Below are 13,849 nucleotides of genomic sequence, written 5' to 3' on the forward strand. Positions count from 1 at the left end.
ATCGTTGACATACTTTTGCCTGGCTAAAAGTTACTAAGATATCTTACTATTTGAAAATCTCCTGTCAACTAATTCATCCGGTAATCATGAATCAACTGACCGATGAATTCATTCATGGCACTTTGCCCGATCAGCCGGTATTTACCCGGTTCATTGGCAGCGGTTTGCCGGGACTTAAAATCAGTATCCAGACAGTTATCTCCATAAAAGGATATATATAAGAGCCGCATATCCATGAATATGATCTCTGCCAAGGATTTTCTCTTTTTCCGGGGCCCTGGGTTGTTGTCGGTCTTATGTTTCATAAGTAAAAATGGTTGCTGGTGGTCAAATGTTATTAGTTCCGCCTTGTCCGGCTTCTTGCGGTTCCGGATCTTGCAGGCTTACGTTGGTACCGGGTGGGACTTTTGGACTGTACCGTGAGGTGCTCCGTGGTGCCTGGATGGCAGAGGTGCGGCCCTGTCTTGTTCCGACAGTACGTTCCCTTCCGGGTTCCCTGGCAGGCGCCTGTTGCTTTCTCGGAAAATCATCGATGATCTCCCTGAAATATCTGTAAATGGGTGAGGTTGCGGCATTGATTTGGGATTTGGTTTTTTACAGATAACAAATCATCCCGATCACCGTTTGCGATCAGGATGATTTTGTTAATCAAACTTAAACAGTCTATGTGAAACTAGAATTTGTCAACCTGCAATTCTTGTTTTTATAACAATAAATGTAGTGTTCATAGCTCAAAACTTTTATGATGTTTGTCAATGGTCATCATGATTGTAGTCAAAATAATCTGTTGACAATCATCACCATGTGTGTTCTATGGCCAGGCGCTTCACAATATTTGATAAAAATCAAAACTAATGCTGATGAATGTCATTTAAATCGTAAGGTTATGCCCTTACATTTAAATTACACAACTTGGACGCTGTAAATAAAGTGGAAATAATTACAAAAACTTCATCCTCTCAATTAGTGAAACCAAACCTGTCCGATTACCGGAGAACAAAACGCGAATTTTCATGGGATCAAATGCAATCCGAACTCAGTGGATTACCGGAGGGTCGGGGGTTAAACATAGCCCATGAAGCGGTGGACCGGCATGCTTTTGGTAAAAACGAGCACCGGATAGCAATAAAATGGCTGAGTAGAACAGGTAAAACCAGGGATTATACTTACAAACAACTAAAAACGAAAACTAATCAATTTGCCAATATACTGGAAACATTGGAGGTTAAACCCGTTGAGCGTGTATTTACGCTAACAGGAAGAATTCCTGAGTTGTATATCGCCGCCTTGGGAAGCTGGAAGCACAAAAACATCTTTTGCCCACTGTTTTCAACCTTCAGCCCTGAGCCGATATTGCAACGCATGTCAAAAGGAAATGCCAAAGTATTGCTGACCACTTCCAACCTCTATCAAAGAAAAATCTCAAGGATCAAAAACCAATTACCACAATTAAAACATATACTGCTCACCGATGCCACCGATCATCTGGGAAAAGGCCTGTGGTCATTGCAAAAGTTGATGAAAGAGGCTTCGGACGAATACGACATCCCGCCGACACATCCCGAAGATCATGCCATCCTGCATTTTACCTCAGGCACCACAGGAAAGCCCAAAGGTGCTTTACATGTACACAGTGCTATTTTAAATCTTTACATGACCGGGAAATACGTATTAGATTTTCATCCCGGTGATATCTACTGGTGTACGGCAAACCCGGGATGGGTAACCGGCACCTCCTATGGCATCATTGCTCCCCTCTCGCACGGAATCACCTCCATCATAGACGAAGCCGGTTTTGATGCGCAAAGATGGTATCATATCCTTGAATCTAACAAAGTCAATGTATGGTATACCGCACCTACTGCGATTCGCTCCCTGATGCGAGTCAAGTCCACGCCAAAGGAAACTTTCGATTTGAGTCATCTCCGCCTGGTACACAGTGTGGGAGAGCCGTTGAATCCGGAAGCCATCAGGTGGGGCCAAAGTCATTTCGGGTTGCCCATTCACGATAACTGGTGGCAGACCGAAACCGGTGGCATTATGATTGCCAACTTTCCATCAACCAAAATCAAGCCCGGTTCCATGGGATTGCCTGTCCCCGGCATTGAAGCGGCTATTTTCCAAAAAGATGACCATCATAAACCCATGAAAATCAACACACCCGGAACTTATGGTGAGCTGGCCATTAAAGCTGCGTGGCCTTCCATGTTCAGGGGTTATATTCATGATGAGGCCCGTTACAGGAAATGCTTTTCCGACAACTGGTATATGACAGGAGATCTGGCCATGCAGGATGAGGAAGGATACTTTTGGTTTTTAGGACGGGGTGATGAGATCATCAAAACATCGGGTCACCTTGTGGGGCCTTTTGAAGTGGAAAGCGCCTTGATGGAACATCCGATAGTAGCTGAAGTAGCAGTAATAGGTAAGCCTGATCCCATGACAGGGCAATTGGTGAAGGCATTTGTTGCATTAAAGCAGGATGAAGAACCTTCGGAGGCTTTGAGATTGGAAATCCTGGGATTTGGCCGAAAAAAACTCGGAACAGTCATCGCGCCTAAAGAAATAGCTTTTCTGGACGATTTACCCAAGACCAAAAGCGGCAAAATCATGCGGCGCCTTCTGAAAGCCAGGGAACTGGGGCTGCCTGAAGGAGATATTTCAACGTTGGAATTTTAACCGGGGTCTTCTGCCCTGTTCATTGTTTAACTTTAAAAGAAAAGCTCATTCATCATGACAATTTTAGTACCTACGGATTTTTCAGACAGGGCCAGCCATGCACTGGGACTGGCCTGTCAAATAGCCAGCAGGCAGCAGGCCGGTATCAGACTGCTGCATGTTCTCGAACATCCGCAAGGGGTGTTACTCAATGCATCGGGCGACATCAACCTCGAGAAACCTACCGGTAATCCATTTATCGTAGACCTGATAAAATCGGCCAACGAAAGTATGGATCATATGGCAAAATCCTGCCAAAGTGTGGATATTATCAAGGATGTTCATATTGGAAAACCCAATACAGATTTGGCAGACAACCTTGTCAATGCCCCCGCAGATCTCATCATCATGAGTTACAAAGGTAAAGGGGAACCGGAAACCATTGGAAAGATTCCGGAAAAAGTAATAAGGATGGCCAATTGTCCGGTCATAACCATTAAATCCCCGACAGCACTGGATGATTTGAAAACCATTGTCTATGGCTCCAATCTATCGGAAAAGGAAAAACCCGTGATAGAAAAGCTAAAAGCATTCCAGCAGTGGTTACAGGCCGAAATACTTGTTTTAAAGGTGTTTACTACCAGTAACCTGCACCCTGTCGGCAGCGACTGGGAAGCAATCCGCGAATTCATCAAACAAAATGAGATAGATAACTGCCAGCCCTATTTTACCCCTGCTCCCAGTGAGGAAGAGGGTATTGTGAAATTTGCCCGGGAGCATAAGGCTGATATGATAGCCGTTGGCACTCATGGACGTAAAGGGCTGGCCCGTCTGTTTAGCGGTAGCATTGCCGAGGGATTGTCACACCATGCCCGCCTGCCGGTATGGACCTGTAACCTTAAAGCCGGAGGCAACGCTTAGCCGTTATTGATAATTAGCCGTTACTGATAACGCCATCCGGACCCAGACCTCCTCAAAGTCGATCTAAATAGCATTCAGCCGGGAAATCTATCCCGGCGCCATCTCAACAAGCCGCCGGACTTCCTGATCCGAAACCGGGGAAAAATCACGATAAAAAAGCCCTACCGCATAAAATTCGGCAGGCTGGTGCAGGCAGATGATCTCATCCACTTTAGAAGTCAGTTTCACAACTGCGGCCGGTGGAGCAACAGGTACGGCTACAATCACTTTTGCCGGGTGTTTGCTATTTACCAATTCCACGACCGCTTCCATAGTACAGCCGGTGGCTATTCCATCGTCCACAATGATAACAGTCTTATCTTTGAGTCCTCCCACCAGTTCAGCCCCGCCGTAAAACTGTTCTTTTGCCAACAGAATTTTACGTAACCGCTCGGTTTCCGACTCTATATAACTGTCAGCCACATCAGCCACCTGTTTTATAACCCTGCCTTCCAGGGTGACCGCTCCAATCGCATATTCTTTGTTAAATGGATGGCCTATCTTCTTACTGGGTATAACGACCATCTGAAAGTGGAGCAATTTTGCCAGAAAATAGGCCAATGGAATACCGCCTCGGGGAAGTCCGACGATCACGCCGTTTTTCCCTTCATATTTTCGCAAAGCTTCACCCAACCGGGCCGCCGCATCGTGTCGGTTTTGAAAAACCATAAGTCTGCTGGCATTTAAAGGCCCAGAGCATAATAATGTACTTCCGGGCTGTCAGGGTATATTCCTTCTATAAGGACCCCTCCTTCCCTGCTTTTCAGTATCGCTGTCAGATCCTCTACGGAATTAATTCTTTTATCGTCAATTTTGGTAATTATAAAACCTTCTCTCATCTCCGTTTGTGCCTTGAGCTTACCGGAATGCAGCCTGGTAACCTCGAGGCCGCTCTTGATTTTAAGCTTGTTTTTCTCTTCCACCGTGAGGGCCCCGAACTCAGCCCCAAGCATTTCGACCACTTCATTCCGCACTTTTTTAACCTCCTCTACGCCACCCGACACATTCCGGAGCCTGGCTGTTATTGATTGACTGCTACCATCCCTGAATATCCTTACTTTCACTTCATCGCCAGGTTTGTGCGTGCCGATTTTTGCCTGCAGGTCGGCAGCATTCTTAATTTTTTGATCGTCGATCGCCAAAATGATGTCCCCCGACCTGATCCCGGCCCTGCTGGCTGCACCATTTAAAGTCAGACTATCTACAAGTACCCCTTCAGCCGTATCTAATTTGAGATCCTCGATCAGTTGGCCGTCAAGATTTCTGACAAATACCCCCAGGTACGCTCTCTGCACAACACCATACTTTTTGATATCATGCACCACTTTTTCCACGATATTGGAAGGGATTGCAAAAGCGTAGCCTGCATACACCCCCGTGGGTGATGCAATCGCCGTATTGATCCCAATTAACGCGCCATCGGTATTCACCAGGGCACCACCACTGTTGCCACGGTTGACCGCCGCGTCGGTTTGAATGAAAGACTCGATAGCGGCATTATCCTGCAAGATATTGATGTTTCTGGCCTTGGCACTGATGATCCCCGCCGTTACGGTCGATGATAAATTATAAAAGGGGTTGCCTACCGCCAAAACCCACTCTCCTACCTGTGCCTCATCCGAATTTGCAAACGGCAGGGCCGGAAGGTTATCTTCCTCGATTTGCAATAATGCCAAATCGGTTGACGGATCCCTCCCGACAACCCTGGCTTCATAAGACCGCTGGTTATGTAAAACCACTTCAATCTCCTGCGCCTGGTCAATTACATGGTTGTTGGTCACTATATACCCGTCTTTATCGATAATTACCCCTGAACCTGCCGCCCGGGCAAAGTTTTCCCGCTCACCATCTTCCGGAATCTGAAAAAAGCGCTTCCAGAATTCATCATCAAAAAAATCCTTAAACGGGCCCGGGTCCGGATAATTAAAACCACGTCCTCTGATGGCTACTTTTGACTTGACATGTACCACACAAGGAGATGCTACACTCGCCGCGTACACAAAATCCTTGTCACGTTTCCCCAACCCGCCTGCCTGTGACCTGAAAAAATATTCCTGCGACTCCGGTAAGCCGGTTAAATCCTTATAGCTATCCTTACCAAACATCATAACGCTCGCTACTACAATTATCAGGGTTATGGCTGAAATTAACAGAAAAAATCTTTTTTGCATTAGATCAAGTTTTAAATCCGATAAAACGAAAGGTTTGCGTTAAAACATTTACGTAATTCAGTTTACCTAAACACTTCTTTGACAGACAACGCATATACTAAAATAAATGCTAAGGCCCACGAACTTTATGACCGCAATCAACGGTGCATATGATCTTTCTCATCGATACCCTATGCGTCCCGGGGTTGGTTCTGAAAAGATTGACCCAGGTCATTTTCAGGCCAGTGGATTTTTGCTTTATTTTACAAAAAAACTATATGAACAAAAACATTTTTTCAGGCTCCCTGATTATAGGTACTCTCATCACCCTTTCAATTTTTAGTGTAAGTTGGTCGGCTTTTCCGGACAATATTTTTATCTGGATTTCTTTTGTTCCTTTCTATTTAATAGTGCTTGGAGTGGTGGGGCTGGGCCTGGAGTATAAATTGCATCAAAGGCGTGGGTTCTTTTTTTTGGTTTATTTGCCGGTGTTGTTGGCGATATTGTATTATATGTTTGTTTATATTCATGTGTATGTGTGGGGGGGATAGTTGTTTGTAGGGGATGCGATTGTGGGAGCAGTGTGGTAGGAGTCGAATGATGGGGTAATAAACCCCTTGCCACCGCCACTTTGTTGAATAGCCGCCATGTTTTTCAATATTGCTCTCCGCCCCTGCTATTGCAAGGGCAACGCAACTAAACAATGCTTCGGGGGTTTCAATGAGTTGGTGTTGTCGATCAGGGAGCAGGTAGCGGCTTTGAAGCACTTTCCTCGCGTTGATATCCGAATCCGGCATGATGTTAAACGTTGCAAAAGGCGAGTTACACCTCGCCTTTTGCATGGCAAGCTTCTAATACCCGTGGATAAGTAGAGCTGTCCATTGTCCCTGTACTGGTTTGGTCGATACACCAAAAAGTACTTATTAAAGTTACGTAACCTTTTTAACATTAAAAAAAGATCTCTGCTATATTTTTAACTGGTAATTGTCAGGTTGAACTAATTTTACGACCAGTAAAAGGGCAGACAACCCGGATCATCGACAAATGCAAAAATGTGGATAACTTTGTGCATAAGTTGTGCATAACTTTTTAGTTAAAAAATTGGTTTCCAGCAATTTAAGTATGATCTTTAATCTACTGAGTGAGAGATAAAAGTCAGGTATGAAAAGCCAGGCCGATCTAACATCAAACCAGGAAATTTTTGAGTACTTAGGTATTGGAAAAGGGAATGGTGCGAAATAGAGAGGTCAGAGGTGGAAGTTATTTTTCTTCGGAAACAATAATGGAAACTGAAGTCACAATAACTGTAACTTAGCCCTTATTAAGCTTTACGGAGTTTAATGAAGTGAAGCGGGGATTCATTATGAAAATAGTGGATGCCCGCTTGCTGTTTTAACCCCCTTTGTTCCACATGCCCCATTCCAAAACCACACCCCACGCTTAGCACCGACCCCATGGATTTTATATGATAGAAGTCATACCGTTTTATGACTTAAAACACTATTTAAATCCGGCGACTTTGATAATTTTATCTGAAGAGTTTATTTTTCAAGACCCGATAACCGCCACTTTGTGGCATTAGTATGGTGAAAAAATATGTCGACTATCATTCGCTTACCCCAATCCGTAATTCGGTATTTGACCGAAACCGGTGAAATCTCCCGGTTTGCAGCCCGGTTCTTCAAAGAGGTTTTCAAACCTCCGTATGAGTTCAGGGAACTTCTCCGGCAGTCCTATGAAATAGGTTGGAATTCGCTGCCATTGGTGGGACTTACCGGTTTCATCATGGGGCTGGTGCTAACGCTCCAGACCCGGCCTACATTGGTTGAATTCGGGGCCGAGTCCTGGATGCCATCGATGGTGGGAATAGCTATTATCCGGGAGATTGGCCCTGTAATCACCGCCCTGATCTGTGCGGGCCGTGTAGGTTCGAGCATTGGCGCGGAGTTGGGGTCGATGAAGGTGACTGAACAGATCGATGCCATGGAAGTTTCCGGAACCAACCCCTTTAAGTATTTGGTGATTACCAGGGTAGTCGCGGCCACCTTAATGCTGCCTTTGCTGGTCATCATGGCCGATGCCGTGGCATTGTTTGGATCATACCTCGTCGAAAACCTGAAAGGCGCGGTCAGCTTTGAGCTGTATTTTAGCCAGGTTTTTGAATTTCTGAATTTTGGAGATGTGATTCCTTCCATCACCAAATCATTTTTTTTCGGATTTGCCATTGGCCTGATTGGCTGTTATAAAGGCTACTTTTCTAAAAAAGGAACTGAGGGCGTAGGCAAAGCTGCCAATACGGCTGTGGTGGTCACTTCTGTGCTGGTATTTATTCTTGATTTTATCGCCGTACTGGTGGCAGACATATTCTACGAGTTGTGAGTAACATGGGGCAGACACTATACCAACATATTGATGAAGCCAATGAAGCCCCGGATCGTAGTAAAGCGGTCATTGAAGTAGAAAACCTCAGCAAATCGTTTGGGGACAACCATGTATTGCAAAACTTTAACCTGATATTGAAAGAGGGTGAAAATCTTGTAGTGCTTGGAAAATCAGGGTCCGGTAAATCCGTATTAATAAAATGTATTGTCGGATTAATAGGAATTGACAACGGTAAAATCAATGTGCTGGGCAAAAACATCCCTGGTCTGGAACAGGAGGAACTGGACAGGTTACGGGCAGAAATCGGTTTTTTATTTCAGGGAAGTGCCTTGTATGACTCTATGACCGTAAGGGAAAATCTGGAGTTTCCTCTGAGGAGGCATGTTGAGAAGTTTGGGGAAAATGTCGACAGCCTGCAACTGGTCAGGGAAGCTTTGCATAGTGTGGGGCTCGAAGAAACCATGGACTTAATGCCTGCCGAACTTTCCGGAGGTATGAAAAAACGCGTAGCCCTGGCCAGGGCGCTGATTCTGAAACCCAAAATCATATTTTACGACGAACCCACCAGCGGCCTCGACCCCATCACTGCCAAAGAAATCTGTTATTTGATGCTCGAATTGCAACAAAAATTCCATACCTCTTCATTGATCATTACCCATGATATGGAATGTGCCAGAATCACGTCTAACCGCGTGGTAATTCTCATTGATGGGCAAAACTATGTCCAGGGGGATTACCGGGAACTGGAAAACTCAAAGGATCCTAATATTAAAGCATTTTTCAAGTAATAGCTATGAAGAACACGACACTAAAAAATATCAAACTGGGGGCATTTGTTACAGTGGGAATTGCTTTATTTATTGTAGCCATCTATTTAATTGGCAATGAAAAAAATATGTTCGGGGATACCTTTGAGCTTAACGCACTTTTCGGTAATGTCAATGGGCTTCAATCAGGCAATAACGTGAGGTTCTCCGGCATTAATGTAGGAACTATAGAGGAGGTTATCATTACCAATGACTCTACTATCGAGGTAAGGATGATCATAGAAAGCGATGTACGGAAATACATCAAGAAAGATGCCATCGCCAGCATTGGTTCTGATGGGTTGATGGGAAATATGCTGGTGAATATTAGCCCCGGCAACGGTAATCGACCACCGGTAGAAAACAACGACTATATTTTGTCTTACAGCCGGATAAAAACAGACGATATCCTGAATACCCTGAGCATGACCAACGAAAATGCAGCCCTGTTGGTTTCCGACCTGCTCAAAATAACGCAAAACATTAACGAGGGAAAAGGTACTTTCGGTGCTTTACTGGTCGATACCGTTCTGACAGAGGCACTCAGACAGACGATCTTACAACTGAACAACGCTGCCTATAATACTGAACAAATATCTGATAATCTCATCAAAACCACCGAAAAATTAAACGAAGACGAAGGATTGCTGGGTGCATTGATCGGAGATCGGGGCCTGACAAAAAAGCTGGACACAATCATGGAAAATTTGACAAACACCAGTGATTATCTCACCGCAACATCCTCAAAGCTGGAAACTTTTATCGATCATCTGGAAGATGGCGAAGGGGTCGTTTCAATGGTTGTACATGACACAGTTTTTGTCAATGATCTGAAGCAAACTGTCGCCAACATCAATGAAGGCTCTGCCCGGTTCAATGAAAACATGGAGGCCTTAAAACACAATTTTCTTTTCAGAAGATACTTCAAAAGGCAAGCGAAAAAGCAAAATAAAAAATTTAAGTGAAAGCCTTGTACAACTCACAACCCGCGCAGTGGTCTCGCTTTTACCGGCATCAATGCAGAAAAACACAAGCAGGACCTGGCGGTTGTACCACTTAGTTTATGACATAAAGTAAGCCGGCCTTTTTACATGACAATAATCATGCGATAGCATGACTTTAGATACCCGATAATCAAACGGGTTATGCTAGTTTTGTGAATCCGTATTAAAGAAGGCCAAGACAAAAATGAATCCCTCTGAAAACTCAAAGCCCGGAAGAAAAAACAGCTTTAACCGGTTCAATTGGTTATACTTTGCTTTGATAGCCCTGCTGCTGTTCACCCTTTTATCCGGTTCGTACAACCCGGTGAAGGAGATTAGTTGGTTGGAGTTTGAGCGAAACATACTAAGCCTGCATGACGTGGCCAGGATAGAAGTGGTCAATAAGGAAAAGGCCAATATTTATATCAAGGAAGACAGGCTGGACGATCCAAAATATGAAGCCGTTTCTAAAAACATATTCGGCCCCAACCCGGGCCCCCATTACGCGTTGACCATCGGATCAGTTGAAACTTTTGAAACGAAACTGCAGGAAGCCACCAAGGATTTTTCACCCGATCAGCAAATAGCCGTTAGCTATATTTCCAGCTTCGACTGGTCTACAGTACTGGCATGGCTGCTCCCCGTGGGGTTGATTATCCTGTTTTGGTTTTTTATGATGAGAAGCATCGGTCGGGGGGGCGGTGGCAGTTCAATATTTAACTTTGGCAAATCCACGGCGCAGCTTTTGGATAAAGACCGGAAAAGTAAAATCACATTTGCGGATGTGGCCGGCCTGGAAGAAGCCAAAGTAGAAATAATGGAAATTGTTGATTTTCTGAAAAACCCCGGAAACTATACCAAACTGGGCGCGAAAATACCCAAAGGCGTGATGTTGGTGGGTCCTCCGGGTACCGGTAAAACCCTAATGGCAAAGGCTGTGGCAGGCGAAGCCAAAGTACCTTTCTTTTCATTGTCGGGCTCTGAGTTTGTGGAAATGTTTGTAGGAGTAGGTGCATCGAGGGTCAGGGACCTTTTCAAACGGGCCAAAGAAAAGGCACCAAGCATCATCTTTATCGATGAGATCGATGCCATTGGTCGCTCCCGGGGTAAATTGCAGGCCTTTCAAACAAATGATGAGCGGGAAAATACGCTCAACCAATTGCTCACCGAATTAGATGGTTTTGGTACCAATACAGGTGTAATTGTACTGGCCGCCACCAACAGGGCGGATATCCTGGATGCGGCTTTGCTACGCCCCGGAAGGTTCGACCGGCATATTTATCTGGAGCTTCCTAATCAGCAGGAACGCCAGGAGATTTTTAAAGTGCATCTTAAGCCGCTGAAACTCGCCGAAAATATCGATTTGAAACAGCTTTCGGCACAAACCCCCGGGTTTTCAGGAGCAGATATTGCCAATATCTGTAATGAAGCGGCACTGATCGCCGCCCGAAAAAGCAAAGATCTGGTAGACTGGGACGATTTCAATGAAGCCATAGACCGTATCGTTGGCGGACTGGAGAAAAAAAGCAAGATAATTTCACCCAGGGAGAAAAAAATCATCGCCTATCATGAGGCTGGACATGCAGTAGTCAGTTGGTTTTTAAAAAATACCAACACGCTCATCAAAGTAACCATTATTCCCCGGGGGAAGTCCCTGGGTGCCGCCTGGTATCTGCCCGAAGAGCATCAGATCATCACAAAATCCCAATTTAAAGACGAAATTTGTGCCGCACTTGGAGGAAGGGCTGCGGAGGATCTGATTTTTAATGAGATATCTTCGGGGGCGCTGGACGATCTGGAAAAGGTCACCAAACAAGCCTATAACATGGTCGCCTACTACGGGCTGGACGATAAAATCGGACACATCAGCTTCTACGATTCGACAGGGCAAAACGAAAGGTTATTAGAAAAACCCTACAGCGAGGCTACTGCGAAGCTCATTGATGAAGAGGTCCGGAAACTGGTTCAGGAGGCGTATGACCGGACAAAGCAGCTTTTGGCAACCAACCGGGACAAGCTGGAATCTCTGGCAGCGTTGTTACTGGAAAAAGAGGTGGTCTTTGAGAAAGATCTGGAAAAAATTATGGGTAAAAGGGCCATTGAAACATTGGCTGAGACAGAATAAATGATAAGGTCATTGTGCTTTTAATGAAGCGTTTCCGACATGATGACAATCATGGTGACAAGTGATTTCTATCATTTGACAATCCTTCGGTTTTTAACTAATTCAATGATAAAATTAGCGGAACTTTGGCATTGTCAATTTGTTTTATAGTAAAGTTAAAACATTTAAAATCTTTTAGTTATGAGTATCAAAAAGCAGTTTTTAAAAAGCAAACCGGTTTGTAAAGTAACATTGAGCGTTCCAAAATCCATTAGCAATGGCGCTAAAAAAATCCAGGTGGTCGGTGAATTCAACGACTGGAACACCAAGGCTACGCCTATGGAACAGTTGAAAAACGGCATCTTTAAAGCCACCCTGGCTCTGGAGACTGGCAAAAATTATCAGTTTAAGTATCTGATTGACGGAGAAATATGGGAGAATGACGATTATGCAGACGATTATATTCGCAACGAATTCGATACGATGAATTCTATTGTGAATCTTACGTAAGCTTCAGGGAGATAAAATACCCAACAACCTATCAACCGTTATCCGGTTTATCAGCCAGGTACAATATTTAAAAATCTTAGTTTGCTTTCAGCAAAAAAAGGAATGGGGGGTAGTCTTTTTATAAATTACCCGGGATCACAGTCATGGAGAAAATACAACCGACTTTCGATATCGTCTTTCATTGCTTCGAAACAATCGTAAAAAGCATCGCCAAAACCTAAGTTCCTATGAAGGCTATGGTAATCAATAAGATTGTCGATTTAAATAGTAATCCGAATCCCCTGGACCTGATCGAATTGCCTAAACCTACCGTTCAAGGTGACGAGGTGTTATTAAAAGTGAGTGTATGTGGCATTTGCCATACCGAACTGGATGAAATCGAAGGGAGGACGCCACCTTCCCACTTTCCTATGATTCCCGGTCATCAGGTCATAGGCCGTGTGGTTGAAACAGGCAGGGAGGTAAAAGATGTTCGGTTGAATGACAGAATGGGCGTGGCATGGATTTGCAGTGCGTGCGGTCATTGTGATCATTGTCTGAATGGAGCGGAAAACCTATGCAACGATTTTGTGGCTGCCGGCAGGGATCGGCATGGCGGGTATGCGGAATTCATGAAAGTACCGGCGTCATTCGCCTATCCGATACCCCCCAACCTCGAGGATGCCGAGGCTGCCCCTTTGTTATGTGCAGGTTCGATTGGCTACAGATCGTTGAATATGACCCGCTTAAAAGACGGACAGCGGCTTGGGCTTACCGGGTTTGGCGCTTCCGCCCACCTGGTATTAAAGATGATTAAGTACAAATTTCCCAACACACCGGTTTATGTATTTGCCAGGAAAGCATCCGAAAGGGATTTTGCCCTATCATTGGGTGCGGTCTGGAGCGGTGACACATCGGCCCTCTCCCCCGAACCTTTAGATGCTGTGATAGATACCACGCCGGCGTGGAAACCGGTGATAGAGGCGCTAAAGTGTTTAAAACCCGGCGGCCGGCTGGTGATCAACGCCATTAGGAAAGAAAACACGGATAAAGATTATTTACAGAATCTGGATTACCCAAGGCATCTGTGGCTTGAAAAAGAGATTAAATCAGTAGCCAATATAACACGTTCGGATGTCAGTGAGTTTTTAGCACTGGCCTCAGCCATGGGGATAAAACCAAGCTACCGGGAATACACGCCGGAAGAGGTAAACAAGGCTTTGGTGGAACTAAAATTCAGCCACGTTGCCGGTGCGAAGGTTTTAAGAATTTCCTGAAATGATCATCGCACAAGGTACGTCAAAAACATGGCTGGCA

General features: G+C 44.9%; 13 protein-coding genes and 1 pseudogene. 10 read left to right on the plus strand and 4 right to left on the minus strand.

Going from position 1 to position 13,849, the window contains the following annotated elements; all coding sequences use genetic code 11:
* Nucleotides 1-68 precede the first annotated feature (68 nt).
* Nucleotides 69-305 (minus strand): hypothetical protein, encoded by a 237-nt coding sequence (locus AC04NP_RS25615; protein ID WP_482862896.1) that lies wholly within the window; start codon nt 303-305, stop codon nt 69-71.
* Between the two features lie 26 nt (nt 306-331).
* Here AC04NP_RS25615 and AC04NP_RS25620 point away from each other — a divergent pair, with 26 nt between their 5' ends.
* The 3 genes from AC04NP_RS25620 to AC04NP_RS25630 all read left to right on the plus strand — a co-directional run bounded on the left by AC04NP_RS25620 (nt 332) and on the right by AC04NP_RS25630 (nt 3,579).
* The gene (locus tag AC04NP_RS25620; protein WP_482862898.1) at nt 332-556 is read left to right on the plus strand and encodes a hypothetical protein; all 225 of its coding nucleotides are present in this window, start codon (nt 332-334) and stop codon (nt 554-556) included.
* A gap of 356 nt (nt 557-912) precedes the next feature.
* Nucleotides 913-2,679, plus strand: a complete 1,767-nt coding sequence (gene acsA, locus AC04NP_RS25625; RefSeq protein WP_482862900.1) for an acetate--CoA ligase — start codon at nt 913-915, stop codon at nt 2,677-2,679.
* A gap of 54 nt (nt 2,680-2,733) precedes the next feature.
* Nucleotides 2,734-3,579 carry a universal stress protein gene (locus AC04NP_RS25630; RefSeq protein ID WP_482862902.1) on the plus strand — a complete coding sequence of 282 codons (846 nt, stop codon included), beginning with the start codon at nt 2,734-2,736 and terminating at the stop codon, nt 3,577-3,579.
* Between the two features lie 87 nt (nt 3,580-3,666).
* On the opposite strand, the gene AC04NP_RS25635 is transcribed toward AC04NP_RS25630, so the two are convergent.
* Nucleotides 3,667-4,287, minus strand: coding sequence for a phosphoribosyltransferase (locus tag AC04NP_RS25635; protein ID WP_482862904.1), 621 nt, complete (start codon nt 4,285-4,287; stop codon nt 3,667-3,669).
* A 14-nt stretch (nt 4,288-4,301) separates the two neighbouring features.
* The gene (locus tag AC04NP_RS25640) at nt 4,302-5,789 is read right to left on the minus strand and encodes a Do family serine endopeptidase (protein ID WP_482862905.1); all 1,488 of its coding nucleotides are present in this window, start codon (nt 5,787-5,789) and stop codon (nt 4,302-4,304) included.
* Nucleotides 5,790-6,046: 257 nt separating this feature from the next.
* Here AC04NP_RS25640 and AC04NP_RS25645 point away from each other — a divergent pair, with 257 nt between their 5' ends.
* Entirely contained in the window at nt 6,047-6,319 is a 273-nt protein-coding gene (locus tag AC04NP_RS25645; RefSeq protein ID WP_482862955.1) for a hypothetical protein, read from the plus strand.
* Nucleotides 6,320-6,442: 123 nt separating this feature from the next.
* On the opposite strand, the pseudogene AC04NP_RS25650 reads toward AC04NP_RS25645, so the two are convergent.
* Nucleotides 6,443-6,610 (minus strand): annotated as a pseudogene (locus AC04NP_RS25650) (ribonucleotide reductase N-terminal alpha domain-containing protein); the annotation flags it as partial.
* 754 nt (nt 6,611-7,364) lie between these two features.
* On the opposite strand from AC04NP_RS25650, the gene AC04NP_RS25655 reads away from it, so the two are divergent.
* The 6 genes from AC04NP_RS25655 (at nt 7,365) to AC04NP_RS25680 (ending at nt 13,809) form a co-directional block, all read left to right on the plus strand.
* Complete coding sequence (locus AC04NP_RS25655) at nt 7,365-8,147, plus strand: MlaE family ABC transporter permease (protein ID WP_482862907.1); 783 nt, start codon at nt 7,365-7,367, stop codon at nt 8,145-8,147.
* Nucleotides 8,148-8,152: 5 nt separating this feature from the next.
* Nucleotides 8,153-8,938, plus strand: coding sequence for an ABC transporter ATP-binding protein (locus AC04NP_RS25660; RefSeq protein ID WP_482862909.1), 786 nt, complete (start codon nt 8,153-8,155; stop codon nt 8,936-8,938).
* Nucleotides 8,939-8,943: 5 nt separating this feature from the next.
* The gene (locus tag AC04NP_RS25665) at nt 8,944-9,921 is read left to right on the plus strand and encodes an MlaD family protein (RefSeq protein ID WP_482862910.1); all 978 of its coding nucleotides are present in this window, start codon (nt 8,944-8,946) and stop codon (nt 9,919-9,921) included.
* Between the two features lie 223 nt (nt 9,922-10,144).
* The gene (gene ftsH, locus AC04NP_RS25670) at nt 10,145-12,064 is read left to right on the plus strand and encodes an ATP-dependent zinc metalloprotease FtsH (protein ID WP_482862911.1); all 1,920 of its coding nucleotides are present in this window, start codon (nt 10,145-10,147) and stop codon (nt 12,062-12,064) included.
* Nucleotides 12,065-12,244: 180 nt separating this feature from the next.
* Nucleotides 12,245-12,553 (plus strand): isoamylase early set domain-containing protein, encoded by a 309-nt coding sequence (locus AC04NP_RS25675; protein ID WP_482862912.1) that lies wholly within the window; start codon nt 12,245-12,247, stop codon nt 12,551-12,553.
* Between the two features lie 227 nt (nt 12,554-12,780).
* Entirely contained in the window at nt 12,781-13,809 is a 1,029-nt protein-coding gene (locus AC04NP_RS25680; RefSeq protein ID WP_482862913.1) for a zinc-dependent alcohol dehydrogenase family protein, read from the plus strand.
* Nucleotides 13,810-13,849 lie beyond the last annotated feature (40 nt).

It is taken from the genome of Agaribacillus sp. DX54 (assembly GCF_056858335.1).

Excerpts from the sequence above, each read along its gene's own strand:
- AC04NP_RS25615 (WP_482862896.1), bottom strand. The coding sequence starts at position 305 with ATGAAACATAAGACCGACAACAACCCAGGGCCCCGGAAAAAGAGAAAA.
- AC04NP_RS25620 (WP_482862898.1), top strand. The coding sequence starts at position 332 with ATGTTATTAGTTCCGCCTTGTCCGGCTTCTTGCGGTTCCGGATCTTGC.
- AC04NP_RS25630 (WP_482862902.1), top strand. The coding sequence starts at position 2,734 with ATGACAATTTTAGTACCTACGGATTTTTCAGACAGGGCCAGCCATGCA.
- AC04NP_RS25635 (WP_482862904.1), bottom strand. The coding sequence starts at position 4,287 with ATGGTTTTTCAAAACCGACACGATGCGGCGGCCCGGTTGGGTGAAGCT.
- AC04NP_RS25640 (WP_482862905.1), bottom strand. The coding sequence starts at position 5,789 with ATGCAAAAAAGATTTTTTCTGTTAATTTCAGCCATAACCCTGATAATT.
- AC04NP_RS25645 (WP_482862955.1), top strand. The coding sequence starts at position 6,047 with ATGAACAAAAACATTTTTTCAGGCTCCCTGATTATAGGTACTCTCATC.
- AC04NP_RS25655 (WP_482862907.1), top strand. The coding sequence starts at position 7,365 with ATGTCGACTATCATTCGCTTACCCCAATCCGTAATTCGGTATTTGACC.
- AC04NP_RS25660 (WP_482862909.1), top strand. The coding sequence starts at position 8,153 with ATGGGGCAGACACTATACCAACATATTGATGAAGCCAATGAAGCCCCG.
- AC04NP_RS25665 (WP_482862910.1), top strand. The coding sequence starts at position 8,944 with ATGAAGAACACGACACTAAAAAATATCAAACTGGGGGCATTTGTTACA.
- ftsH (WP_482862911.1), top strand. The coding sequence starts at position 10,145 with ATGAATCCCTCTGAAAACTCAAAGCCCGGAAGAAAAAACAGCTTTAAC.
- AC04NP_RS25675 (WP_482862912.1), top strand. The coding sequence starts at position 12,245 with ATGAGTATCAAAAAGCAGTTTTTAAAAAGCAAACCGGTTTGTAAAGTA.
- AC04NP_RS25680 (WP_482862913.1), top strand. The coding sequence starts at position 12,781 with ATGAAGGCTATGGTAATCAATAAGATTGTCGATTTAAATAGTAATCCG.